Genomic DNA, 11,675 nt, shown 5'->3' on the forward strand with positions numbered 1-11,675 from the left:
TCCTGCCGGCGGTTCAATTCCCCACACGAAAGCCGGAATGCCGCAAGCGAGCGTTCCGCCGCGCTCGGATCGATCGGTTTAGCCGCCTCAAGACTCACGCCGGCCTCGGCAGCGTTTCGATAAGTTGGGGTCGGCGGTGTGGGGGCCGGTGTAGGCGCCGGCGCTGGCGCCGGCGGAACAGGAGGAGCTTCTTTGGGACGACTTACGCAGGCCGAAAGGAACAGTGCCGCAATCGCCGCGGCCCGGGCGCGGGGACTCACTCTTCCTCGTCGGTTTCGATGAGAAGCCAATTCGGGTCGGCCGAGCGAACGTCGCGGCGGAAAGTCCATCGGTCACGCGACTGGACCGCATCGCTCATTGAACCGGCGACCACCTCGCCGTTCGCGTTGCGCGTAACAGCCGCGATGTCCGCCTCGAATCGGACGGTCAACTCGGCCACACCTTTTTCGACCTCGGCCTCGACGATGAGCGGCGGCTCGATGGCCACCAGCCGGTTGTCCAGCTTCAGTCCGTCGGCGTTGCGCTGTTCCACCGCAGCTGAAAAAGCCAAATAAACGTTATTGTCGACGAACGGACGAACCGACTCCATGTCGCCGCGCCAGAAGGCCTCAAGGATTTGCCGGTAGGCAGCGCTCGCGCCCTCAAGGAATCGCGCGACGTCGAAGCTGGGATCGGCCGCCAGTAGCGCGCGGATGCCCGGCCCAGCCAGCGGCACGTAAGCAAGATCCCCTTGGTCGGTCACCACGCCGGCCTCGCGGTGCGCGGTCGCCGGCGGCGATTCGACACGGGCGTCCGGGTCGGCTGGTTTGAGGATTGGTTGCTGCTCATGGCCAGTCCGCTCGCCCAGGACAGCATAAAGCCGAAGGCCGATGAACAGTGCGACGAGCGCGAAAAGGACGATGGCGGTCAATGGTCGCTTCCAGTTGGTTTCGGCTGCAACATAGTAGAGGTAACGCACGGATTCAAAGGGCGCTCCGAAAGTCCTGCGCCATTGCGTGAGAATCGCGCGACTGCTAGGCGCCCCGGCATCCTTTTAGCGACAGGCCCGCGAAGCGCGGGGCCCCTCGCGCCACCAAGCCAAGGAATAGACTCGAATGGCCGACGAAACCCCCAACGCCGCTCCCGCCGGAAATGGACAGGATACCCATCCGCACGCCGCCGCGCTGCTTCAATATGTCAAGGATCTCTCGGTCGAGAGCCCCAATAGCCCGCAATGCTTCCAGTGGCAGACCCAACCGCAGGTCGACGTGCAGTTCACAATCAATGTCGACAAGGTCGCGGACGACGTCCACGAAGTGACGCTTAAGATCAATGTCGGCGCTCGCGCTGACCAGGGCGTCCAGTTCCTCGTCGACCTTAGCTATGCGGGCCTATTCGGCATTCGGAATTTCCCGGAAGAGGCAATGGGCCCGTTCTTCCTCGTCGAAGCCCCGCGGCTGATCTTCCCCTTCGCCCGCCAGATCATTGCAGACGCGGTTCAGAATGCCGGCTTCCCTCCGCTCCTTCTCGAGCCGATCGATTTCGGCGCCGCGTTCATGCAGCAGGTCGAAGCAGCGCAGGCGGCCGCCGGGAATGCCCAGGACGGCGAGACCGCTCCGGCCGGCGAGACAGCGCCGACTGAGCATTAAGCGAGACGGCGCGCGCATGAACCTGGTCAAGGCCGGTGGCACAATCGGCGGACTGACACTTGTCAGCCGCATCCTCGGCTTTGTTCGAGAAATGATCTTTGCCCGGGTGATGGGCGCTTCCGCTGCGGCAGAAGTGTTCATCTGGGCTTTCCAGTTGCCGAACCTGCTTCGCCGGCTGCTTGGCGAAGGCGCCTTCAGCCAAGGCTTCGTACCGTTGTTCGCGCGGCGGATCGGCAAGGACGGCGATCTCGAGGACGCCCGGCGCTTCGCCGAGGAAGTGCAGGCCGTCTTCCTGCCGGCGCTGATCCTCATCACCGCCTTGTTCGTGATCGCCATGCCAGCGGTGGTCATCGCCGTAGCCAGCGAGCGGTGGACCGGCGATCCTGAGAAGTTCGCTTTCACCGTCTTCCTGACAAGAGTGACCTTCCCCTACCTGATCTTCATCAGCATGGTGTCACTGTTCAGCGGCATCCTGAATTCCCTGTCGCGCTTTACAGCCGCGGCTTTTGCCCCTGCACTGCTCAACTTGGCTTTGGTCGGCGCGCTTCTCCTCGTTCCGCAGGGCGGCAACGAGACGGCAGTGGCGATGGCCTGGGCGGTGATCGCCGGCGGAGTCCTACAGCTCGCGCTTTGCGTTATCGCCACGAAACGGGCGGGCATGACTCTTCGTCTGCTGCCGCCCCGAATGACGCCGCGGGTGAAAGAGCTTTTGGTCCTTATCCTGCCCGCGACTATCGGCGCCGGCGGCTATTATATCAGCCAGCTGTTTTACGCTTATTTCGCGACCCGGCTTCCGGAAGGCAGCTTCGTCTATCTTAGCCAGGCGGATCGCCTCAACCAGCTTCCCCTCGCGCTTGTCGGGTCGGCCATCGGAACCGCGATCCTTCCTGCTATCAGCCGCCACATCGGCCTCGGCGAGGACAGGCAGGCCGCGAACATCCAGGGCCGCGCGACCGAGCTCGCGATGCTCCTGACCATCCCAGCCACCATCGCATTGATGATCGCGGCGGGGCCGATCATGACCGTCCTGTTCGAAGGCGGTAAGTTCACCGCAGCCGATGCCGCAACCTCAGCGCTCGTGCTTTCGGTGCTCGCTGCGGGCCTTCCGGCATACGTTATGATCAAGGTACTCGCGCCAGGCTTCTATGCCCGCAAGGACATGAAGACGCCGGTGTTCATTACTCTGGGCACCCTAGCGCTGGGCGTTGCCGCCAACTTCCTGCTGATCGACGATTTCGGAATCGTTGTCCTACCGCTCACAACCGCCGCTGCGGCGTGGGTCAATGCTCTCGCCCTCTATTTCCTCCTCGCCCGGCGCGGCGACTTCCGGATCGAAGGCTGGCTCGCCGCGCGCCTGGTCAAGCAGCTGATCGCCGCTGCCGCGATGGGCGCCACCATCTGGCTCGTTGGAGTATTGCTCGACGGTTACTTCGCTGGCTCGGTCGGCAAGCGCCTGATCGGCACGATCGCCCTCATCGGCGCCGGCGGAATCGTCTACTTCGCGCTCGCCTGGATAACCGGCGGAATGGAGAAGGAAGATATTCTGGTGCTCCTGCGCCGCAAGAAAGTGGAAGCGGAACAATGAGCCGGCCCGCGATGCGCGTCGTATCCGGAATTCAGCCGACCGGTGGCCTACACCTAGGCAACCTGCTCGGCGCGATCCTGCGCTGGGTGCGGATGCAGGAGAAGACAGAATGCCTCTTCTTCCTGGCCGATCTTCACGCGCTAACAATCGACGTCGAGCCTGGGCAGCTTCAGTCGAACGTCCGGGAAATGGCAGCCGCGCTGATTGCTAGCGGCATCGATCCGGCCAAATCCACTCTGTTCGCCCAAAGCGCAGTTTCGCAGCATGCGGAGCTTGCCTGGCTGCTCCAGTGCACCGCCCGTGTCGGCTGGCTCAATCGCATGACCCAGTTCAAGGACAAGAGCGGCAAGAACAAGGAAGGCGCGAGTGTCGGTCTCTATACCTACCCCGTGCTCCAGGCCGCCGATGTTCTGCTTTACCGCGCCACCCACGTGCCGGTTGGCGAGGATCAGAAGCAGCATATCGAGCTGGCGCGCGACATCGCGCTAAAGTTCGACAATGATTATGATAGCGAGCTGTTCATCCCGCCTGAGCCGTATATCGGCGGGGGAACTGCGGCGCGGGTGATGAGCCTTCGCGACGGCAAGTCGAAGATGTCGAAGTCCGACCCGTCCGAAATGACCCGAATCCATCTTACCGACAGCGACGACGAAATCGCCCAGAAGATCCGCAAGGCGAAGACCGATCCGGAACCCCTGCCCGACGATCCTGCCGGGTTGGATGCGCGCCCGGAGGCCAAGAATCTCCTCGGCATCATGGCTGCACTCCAAGATCGCAGCATCGAGGCCGTGCTCGGTGACTATGCCGGCCAGGGCTTCGGCCAATTCAAGCCCGCGCTCGCCGAGGCGTTGGTTGCCATGATCGGCCCGCTTCGTTCCCGGCTCGAGCAGCTTCGCGCCGACCCCGCAGAGCTCGACCGGATTCTCGACTCCGGCGCGGCGCGCGCCCGCGAGCTTGCGGCGCCGACCTTGGCTGAAGCTTACAAGGTCGTCGGCCTCACTCGCTAAACCGTTGATTTCCTTCTTCATCCTCGGTTCACGGCGGAAGAGGTTATGCAACGCGCGTGAAGGAATAGCTTAGCTAGGGTAACAACTAACATGCGTATCAAGACGTTCGCCGCGGCAGCGATGCTCGGCATCAGCGCGCTTGGCCTCTCGGCCTGCGCCACCGGCTTCCCTACCCAGGTTTCGCGCTATCAGGCGATGCCTGCGCCGCAGGGCCAGACGTTCTTCGTCGTGCCCTCCGATCCGGCTCTCCAGGGCTCGCTCGAGTTCCAGCGCTTCGGCGGACTGGTTGCGCAGGCCATGCAGGCCCAGGGCTACCAACCAGCCGCCTCGCCGGCCGCAGCGACGATGATCGTCAACGTGGACTATGGTGTCGATGAGGGACGCGACGTCCTCGTTTCAGATCCCTTTGCCCGGTCAATGTACGCCGATCCATTCTACAACGGTCGCTACGACCCATTCTATCGCGGCTATTACGGCCGGCCCTACTACTCTCGCTACGGCTATTACGGCGCGCCGCGCACCGCTTATTATTACGGGTGGAACGACCCCTATTGGTACTCCCCCTACGGAGGCGTGGACCGTTACACGCTCTATCAGAGCTTCCTGACGCTCGACATTCGTCGCAGGCAGGACAATGTGCAGCTGTTCAACGGTCACGCTGAGGCGCGGTCAACCAAGGACAATCTAGCAGTGCTCGTTCCGAACCTGGTCGAGGCCATGTTCACCGGTTTTCCGGGCCGAAGCGGCGAAACCGTGAAGATCACAGTGCCGCCCGAGCAACGGCGCTAATCATCCCGAGCGGCGATAGAGCAAGGAAAAGCCCGTCCGGAACGTCTCCGGGCGGGCTTTTTCATGTGGTCCTCCCCGCGCTTGGCGGGAACAGGCGCGGGGGAGGTCGGCGCTCTAAGCGCCAGCACTTGCCGGTCCCCAGGACCCGGCGGATACGCGAAAGCGAGGACTAACCTTCGAGTTGACGGGTCAACAACCGGATGTCGGCATCAAGCTCGGCATCCGACGCACGTAAACGTTCGATCTGGCGGACGGCGTGAATGACCGTCGTGTGATCGCGGCCGCCGAAGCGGCGCCCGATGTCGGGCAGGGACTTGGGAGTCAGCTGTTTCGAAAGATACATCGCCACCTGGCGCGGCCTCGCCACCTCGCGCGCACGCCGCGCACTGGTCATCTCGGCTTTGCGAATGCGGTAATGCTCGGCAACCTGGGTCTGGATCTCGTCAATGGAAATTCGTCGCTGATTGGCGCGAAGCACGTTGGCCAGCACTTCCTCGACGAATGGCAGGTCGATCGTCCGGCCCGTCATGAGCGCGTAGGCGGCGATTCGATTGAGCGCACCCTCAAGCTCGCGGATCGAATTGGTCAGCCGGCGGGCAAGGAACTCGACCACTTGGCGCGGCATCTCGACCCCCGGAAGGGCGGCCAGCTTGGCTTCGAGAATATTGAGCCGAAGCTCGTAGTCGGCGGGATTGATATCGGCCACCAAGCCCCACGACAGGCGCGACAGGATTCGCGGCGCGATACCATCCAGGTCCTGCGGGGCCCGGTCGGAGGTAATCACCAGCCGGCGCCCGGCGGTGATGATCTCGTTCATCGTGTGGAAGAATTCTTCCTGCGTCGAATCCTTGCCGGCAATGAACTGGACGTCGTCGATCAGCAAAAGGTCGGCGCTGCGAAGCCGGCTTTTGAAGCCGATGGTGTCATTCTCTTTGAGCGCTCGGACGAACTCGACCATGAACTTTTCGGCCGACATCGAAACCACCCGCGCGCCCGGCCGGCGAGCGAGGAAGTCCTGGCCGATGGCGTGAAGCAAGTGGGTTTTGCCGCGTCCCGTTCCGCCATGGATGAAGAGCGGGTTGAAGCTTACCGTCTCGGCGTTCGCCAGCGTTTTCGCGGCCGTCGCGGCAACCTCGTTCGCCTTGCCGACGACGAACGTTTCAAAACGATAGCGCGGATCGAAGTTAGGCGAATCGGCCTGGCGCGGCGACTCGCCCTTCGGCGCAGCGGGAATGTCCTCGAGGATGAGGAGCGGCGATGGCTTGGGCGCATCGGCTGAGGCCACGACTCGAATCGAACGGACGATCGGAAGCGCACTGCGCCATGCCAGGGTCAGCCGTTCGCCGAAATGGTTGCGTACCCAGTCGGCCATGAACTGGCTTGGCATTATGAGCTGGAGCTCGCCTGAGTCGGGCTCGAACGAACCAAGCTCCGCAGGCTTTAGCCAGCCGTCGAAAGTCCGCGCGCCGCAATCGCGGCGAAGGCCGGAGCGGATCGATTCCCAGGCCGCCGCGAGGGGTGTTTCGCCATCAACCGCGATTGCGGGCTCGATGACCGAAAGTGGCTCCCCTACCGACACCGTTCGTCTCTCCCCTGTCCCCACTCTCGCATGCACACACACCCCCGTTTTGCGGGCACAAGTCTTCACTGCGCCCGACCCCCGAGTCGCGACGCTTGGCGTCTTCCCCTACGCGGTGTTCCCCCAGCAGAATCACTGCGGAGCCCTCATTTCTGAGAGTATGACGCGCACCATTCAAGCGCATTTTTTTCAAAAAAATGAAATATTCCGGCTTGACACCAAAAAGACAGGGCCAAGCGTTAATTTGGCGGTAATGCGCCGTTTTTTGCGGAATGTCGAAAAACGATGCGTCGCGAATCGCGGGAATTGCTCACTTTTTTTGACAGCCGCGAATCGAACGGGCTCCGCGGAGGTACCGCAGAGCCCGTTTCAATGCGGGACCGGCTAAGCCGGCCCGGCTTAATCGGCTTTAGCCGAGCGCCGCGACTCGCTTGGTGAGGCGCGAATATTTGCGCGACGCGGTGTTCTTGTGAACGACCCCACGGGCAACGCCGCGAGCCAGCTCAGGCTGCGCCTGCTTCAGCGCTTCGGCGGCGGTCTTCTTATCGCCTGCTTCGAGCGCCGACTCGACCGCCTTGATGAAAGTGCGGATACGGCTCACGCGGGCACCGTTGACGGCGGCGCGCTTTTCGTTGCGGCGGATGCGCTTCTTGGCTTGCGGCGTGTTCGCCATTGTCTCTCGTTCCCAAATCTGTCGGTCAAAAATGAAAGCGGCGCAAAGCCCAGCCGGGCCGCGCCTGCGTGGCGCTCCCCTATAAGAAGGGCCGCTTATCGTCAACTATCGCTGACATCGCGGACAGAAGAATGTCGAGCGTCCGCCCTGGACGATTCGCCTGACCGTCCCGCCGCAATTTCCCCGGCAATCTTGGCCTTCACGGTCGTAGACGTCGAAAGCCTTCGAAAAATAGCCGAGCTCGCCGTCGGGCGCCGCGAAATCGCGAAGGCTCGATCCGCCCGCGCGGATCGCTTCCTCCAGGACTTCCGGGATCGCCGCGGCAAGCGCATCGAGCTTTGCCCTGCTGACCTTTCCCGCTGGCTTGCGGGGATCGATGCGCGCGCGGAACAGCGCTTCGCAGACGTAGATGTTGCCAAGCCCGGCGACGATCCTCTGGTCCAACAGCATCAGCTTTATCGCCGCAGTTCGACCGGCGAGCTTCTGCTTCAACCAAAGGCCGTGAATCGCTCCGCCCAGCGGCTCCGGGCCGAGACCGACGAACCCGTCCCAATCCGCGATATTCTGGCTTTCGGCGAGGTCTAGCGATCCGAACCGCCGCGGATCGTTCAATGCCAGCCGGTGTCCATTGTCAGTCTCGATTAAAAGATGATCATGCTTGTCGATTCCGACCGGATCGATCCGCCAGCGTCCCGACATTCCGAGGTGGAAGATGAGCGTGTCACCACGATCGGTACCGATTAGCCCGTATTTCGCTCGGCGGCCGAGCTCGATAACCTTCGCACCGGTTAGCCGCTGGCCGAGGTCATGCGGGATGCTCCGCCTGAGGTCGGCGCGGCGCGGCTCCACCATCGTCAGACGTCGACCCTTGAGCACGCGTTCGAGTCCTCGGACGGTTGTTTCGACTTCGGGAAGCTCGGGCATGGGGGCCCTATGGCAAGCCGCGCCCTTCCCCGCTAGAGCCGCCGCCATGAACGACAAGGTCAATTTCGGCGACCAGCTGGTCAGCCCCGAAGAGAAGACGCGCAAGGTCGGTCAGGTCTTCACTTCTGTCGCGCGCCGCTACGACCTGATGAATGACCTCATGAGCGGCGGAATGCACCGCTTGTGGAAGGACCGCTTCGTAAACCGGGTCAAGCCGCGTGCAGGCGAGTCGATCCTCGACATGGCCGGAGGCACCGGCGACATCGCCTTCCGTATGGCCAGTCGCGGCGCGATAGTCACCGTAGCGGACATCAATCCGGACATGCTTTCCGTCGGCATGGAACGGGCCGAAAAACGCAAACTCGGAGGTTTGAGCTGGTCGACCCAGAATGCGGAGAGACTGACTTTCGCCGACAGGAGCTTCGACGCGTACACGATCGCATTCGGGATCCGAAACGTCACCGACATCCCCGCCGCGCTCAAGGAGGCGCACCGTGTCCTAAAACGCGGCGGCCGCCTGTTCGTCCTCGAGTTTTCGACCAGCGAATGGCCCGGTTTCGGTTTCGCCTACGAACGTTACTCGGATCTCGTGATCCCGCGCATTGGCAAGGCCGTTACCGGCGATGAGGAGAGCTACCGCTACCTCGTTGAGTCGATCCGCCGCTTTCCCAAGCCAGAGGCATTTGCCCAGATGATCCAGGGGTCCGGTTTCGCCAACGCCAAGGCCGAGCCGATGCTCGGCGGCCTTGTCTGCATCTGGAGCGGCTGGAAGCTTTGACCACCGCTGCGACCCATCTCTTCCGCCTGCTGAAGTGGGGACGGACGCTCGCGCGTCACGGCGCCCTTCAGGGTATCGAGTCTGATCCGCTCACGCCGCCCAATGTACGCCGGCTTTGCCGCGTCGCGCGCTTCGGGGCGCGCGCTCCCGCAGAGGTGGACTATGCCGCCGCCTTGCAGGAAATTGGGCCCGCAGCAATCAAGTTCGGGCAAGCTCTCGCAACCCGTCCCGATCTCGTTGGGATAGAAGCCGCGGAGAATTTGCTCCAGCTTCAGGACGACCTTCCGCCAGAACCGTTCGAGCGCATCAAGCCCGCCATCGAGGCCGCGCTCGGAGGGCCTGTCGACCAATTCTTCTCGTCCATCGACCCCGTCCCTGTCGGCGCCGCTTCGATCGCACAGGTCCACCGCGCCGTCACCACCGAGGGCCGCGATGTCGCTATCAAGGTGCTCCGCCCGGGGGTCGAGGAAGAATTTGCGCGGGCAATTGAGACTTACGAATGGGCCGCAGCCCATTTCGAGCTTTTGGGCGGGGAAGCCGAGCGGCTTCGCCCGCGCCTCGTCATCGCTTATTTCAAGCAATGGGTACGCCGCGAGCTCGACCTGACACGTGAGGCGGCCTCCGCCTCAGAACTCAAGCAGAACATGATCGCGGAGCCCGGCTTCTACGTCCCCGAGATCGACTGGCGGCGAACGGCCCGCCGGGTCCTGACCCTCGAATGGCTCGACGGCATAAAGCTGTCCAAGCGCGACGAACTGATTGCTGCGGGTCACGATCCCAAGGCGGTCGCATCGATCCTCGTGCGCGCTTTCCTTCGCCAGGCTGTCATCGACGGATACTTTCACGCCGATCTGCACCAAGGCAATTTGTTCGTCCTGCCCGACGGCCGCCTCGCTGCTATCGATTTCGGAATCATGGGGCGGATCAACCGCCAGGCGCGGATGTGGCTTGCGGAAATTCTTTACGGCCTCATCACCGGCAATTACCGCCGCGTCGCCGAGATCCATTTCGAGGCGCAATATGTGCCCGGCCATCATGATGTGGCCGAATTTGCGACCGCTCTGCGCGCGGTCGGCGAGCCGATCCGCGGCCTACCCGTCAAGGACATCAGCATCGGCCGGATGCTCGACGGCCTGTTTGCCATCACGCGCGATTTCGACATGCAGACCCAACCCCACCTCCTTCTGCTTCAGAAGACGATGGTGATGGAGGAAGGCGTCGCCACCTATCTCGATCCGGACATCAACATGTGGGAATCGGCTGAGCCGTTTCTCAAGGAATGGATCCGCAGCGAGCTCGGGCCCGAGGCCTATTACGCGGACAAGATCGTCGTGGCCGTACGCGCCTTCAAGAAGATCCCGCACCTCATCGACAAGATCGACGCGCAATATCCTGAGCCCGGTGCCGCTCCCCCGCCACCGCCGCTTGCCGACGTCACGATACTCCAGCCCAAGCGCGGCCTTGGCTACGCACTGACCGCTTTCCTCGCTGCGGCGGCCGGCGCCGCAGCCATGTTCGCTGCGATCCGCTTATTCTGAGCAGCCTCACTCGCCCATCATGATCCGGCTGATCTCGACATTGCGCTCGAGGTAGGCGTCGCGGCGACAGCTATCGCTACCGCAAGCCGCAAGACGTTGGATGAATCCGGCATGCGACGCTTCCAGCTTGCTCTTTTTCACCGCGCTCGCGTTGCGCAGCGACTGCCCGTAGAAATTCATCGTCTGGCGATCGATTCCGTTCAGGCCCACAATCCGCTCCTGACGCGGCGCCTCGGCGATCCGGGCTGTCGCAGGTGCAGCTGGCCGTTCGCTTGCGGCCTTGCGAACCGGCAGCGGAGCGATGTTCGGGACCGGCCTTCTCACAGCCGGGTTCACCGGTATCGGCGGCTCGTCGGCGACAACGACGTCCTCCTCGAGCATCGGATTAGACACGGCCGCAAGCCTCGGCTGATGCCGGATCGCGCTTAGCGCGGCGACCAGCCGTCCGTCAGGATGGATGCGCATCACGGATCCCGGATCGGTGCGCGACGTCGAAAATTGCAGCTCGCTAAGGATCGTGCCTTGCCCGCTGGCCGTGCTGAATTGCGTCGGTAAGGTGATTGCCAGCGTCGCGAGGCAGGCGACCTGCCCTGGCGCAGCGAGGTCGCGCGCATCGGTTGGTGCAGCAAGTTCGAATCGCGAAGCGGTCAGGGCCGCTGCGGCCGTCCGGTCGAGCGCCCCAACTTCGTCCAGGCGAGCAATCAAGGCTGTCCGGATCCGCTCCGAATCCGCCAGACCCGCACAATGCATCGTGACCGGAGTCAGCGCTGTTGTGCCCGGTGAGCGTTTCACCGGATTCGCGATCGGGATCATCGGCCACAAGGTGAAGGCCCCGGCGGCGACCGCGATGGTAAGCACAGCGAGGGCAAGACCGCTTGTGCTGCTCTTCCGCCGCTCCGGTAGCGCCGCGCCACGCGTCCAAGGGTCCATGCCGGCACGCTCGTCGTCATAGGCTGCGCGCTTCTTCGGATCGCTCAGCACGGCATAGGCCGCGGTAATATCCTGCGCCCGTTTCAGCATATCGGGCGAGGCGTTGCGGTCCGGATGGAAGCGCTTCATCAACGCGACATAGACGGCGCGGATCACCGCTTCATCAGCGGTCGGCGCGATGCCCAACGTGCGGTAATGATCGGCCAAACGCTTACCCCTTGCCGGCAACCTCAACACCTTCGGG

The 11,675-nt window shown here is 63.1% G+C and carries 11 protein-coding genes; 6 read left to right on the forward strand and 5 right to left on the reverse strand.

All coding sequences use genetic code 11. From position 1 onward, the window contains the following. Positions 1–256: 256 nt before the first annotated feature. On the reverse strand, positions 257–910 hold the full coding sequence (locus G7076_RS06790; protein ID WP_166203452.1) for a Tim44/TimA family putative adaptor protein: 654 nt from the start codon (positions 908–910) through the stop codon (positions 257–259). Between the two features lie 184 nt (positions 911–1,094). On the opposite strand from G7076_RS06790, the gene secB reads away from it, so the two are divergent. From secB to G7076_RS06810, 4 genes are all read left to right on the forward strand, one after another. Beyond that, positions 1,095–1,628 carry a protein-export chaperone SecB gene (gene secB, locus G7076_RS06795; protein ID WP_166201486.1) on the forward strand — a complete coding sequence of 178 codons (534 nt, stop codon included), beginning with the start codon at positions 1,095–1,097 and terminating at the stop codon, positions 1,626–1,628. A 16-nt stretch (positions 1,629–1,644) separates the two neighbouring features. After that, positions 1,645–3,213: a murein biosynthesis integral membrane protein MurJ gene (murJ, locus tag G7076_RS06800; protein ID WP_166201488.1), complete on the forward strand. Its 1,569-nt coding sequence runs from the start codon at positions 1,645–1,647 to the stop codon at positions 3,211–3,213. Further along, positions 3,210–4,220, forward strand: a complete 1,011-nt coding sequence (gene trpS / locus G7076_RS06805; protein ID WP_240913734.1) for a tryptophan--tRNA ligase — start codon at positions 3,210–3,212, stop codon at positions 4,218–4,220. The genes murJ and trpS overlap by 4 nt, the downstream gene beginning before the upstream one ends. A gap of 90 nt (positions 4,221–4,310) precedes the next feature. Continuing rightward, positions 4,311–5,009, forward strand: coding sequence for a DUF4136 domain-containing protein (locus G7076_RS06810; protein WP_240913735.1), 699 nt, complete (start codon positions 4,311–4,313; stop codon positions 5,007–5,009). A gap of 169 nt (positions 5,010–5,178) precedes the next feature. Here the strand turns inward: G7076_RS06810 and dnaA are convergent, their stop codons facing one another. From dnaA to mutM, 3 genes are all read right to left on the reverse strand, one after another. After that, positions 5,179–6,561: a chromosomal replication initiator protein DnaA gene (gene dnaA, locus G7076_RS06815; protein WP_166203458.1), complete on the reverse strand. Its 1,383-nt coding sequence runs from the start codon at positions 6,559–6,561 to the stop codon at positions 5,179–5,181. A gap of 436 nt (positions 6,562–6,997) precedes the next feature. Continuing rightward, positions 6,998–7,261 carry a 30S ribosomal protein S20 gene (rpsT, locus tag G7076_RS06820; protein ID WP_166201490.1) on the reverse strand — a complete coding sequence of 88 codons (264 nt, stop codon included), beginning with the start codon at positions 7,259–7,261 and terminating at the stop codon, positions 6,998–7,000. Between the two features lie 105 nt (positions 7,262–7,366). Beyond that, positions 7,367–8,185 carry a bifunctional DNA-formamidopyrimidine glycosylase/DNA-(apurinic or apyrimidinic site) lyase gene (mutM, locus tag G7076_RS06825; protein WP_166201492.1) on the reverse strand — a complete coding sequence of 273 codons (819 nt, stop codon included), beginning with the start codon at positions 8,183–8,185 and terminating at the stop codon, positions 7,367–7,369. A 46-nt stretch (positions 8,186–8,231) separates the two neighbouring features. Between mutM and G7076_RS06830 the strand changes: the two genes are divergently transcribed. Then, positions 8,232–8,963 carry a class I SAM-dependent methyltransferase gene (locus G7076_RS06830; protein ID WP_166201494.1) on the forward strand — a complete coding sequence of 244 codons (732 nt, stop codon included), beginning with the start codon at positions 8,232–8,234 and terminating at the stop codon, positions 8,961–8,963. After that, positions 8,960–10,501: a 2-polyprenylphenol 6-hydroxylase gene (gene ubiB, locus G7076_RS06835; RefSeq protein ID WP_166201496.1), complete on the forward strand. Its 1,542-nt coding sequence runs from the start codon at positions 8,960–8,962 to the stop codon at positions 10,499–10,501. The genes G7076_RS06830 and ubiB overlap by 4 nt, the downstream gene beginning before the upstream one ends. Before the next feature lie 6 nt (positions 10,502–10,507). Here the strand turns inward: ubiB and G7076_RS06840 are convergent, their stop codons facing one another. Then, positions 10,508–11,638: a J domain-containing protein gene (locus tag G7076_RS06840; protein ID WP_166201498.1), complete on the reverse strand. Its 1,131-nt coding sequence runs from the start codon at positions 11,636–11,638 to the stop codon at positions 10,508–10,510. Positions 11,639–11,675: the final 37 nt, after the last annotated feature.

Source organism: Sphingomonas sp. HDW15A (assembly GCF_011301715.1).
In the GTDB taxonomy this organism is placed as follows: domain Bacteria; phylum Pseudomonadota; class Alphaproteobacteria; order Sphingomonadales; family Sphingomonadaceae; genus Sphingomicrobium.

What these genes read in the sequence shown, in the direction of transcription:
- secB (WP_166201486.1), top strand. Translation starts at nt 1,095, where the DNA reads ATGGCCGACGAAACCCCCAACGCCGCTCCCGCCGGAAATGGACAGGAT.
- murJ (WP_166201488.1), top strand. Translation starts at nt 1,645, where the DNA reads ATGAACCTGGTCAAGGCCGGTGGCACAATCGGCGGACTGACACTTGTC.
- trpS (WP_240913734.1), top strand. Translation starts at nt 3,210, where the DNA reads ATGAGCCGGCCCGCGATGCGCGTCGTATCCGGAATTCAGCCGACCGGT.
- G7076_RS06810 (WP_240913735.1), top strand. Translation starts at nt 4,311, where the DNA reads ATGCGTATCAAGACGTTCGCCGCGGCAGCGATGCTCGGCATCAGCGCG.
- rpsT (WP_166201490.1), bottom strand. Translation starts at nt 7,261, where the DNA reads ATGGCGAACACGCCGCAAGCCAAGAAGCGCATCCGCCGCAACGAAAAG.
- mutM (WP_166201492.1), bottom strand. Translation starts at nt 8,185, where the DNA reads ATGCCCGAGCTTCCCGAAGTCGAAACAACCGTCCGAGGACTCGAACGC.
- G7076_RS06830 (WP_166201494.1), top strand. Translation starts at nt 8,232, where the DNA reads ATGAACGACAAGGTCAATTTCGGCGACCAGCTGGTCAGCCCCGAAGAG.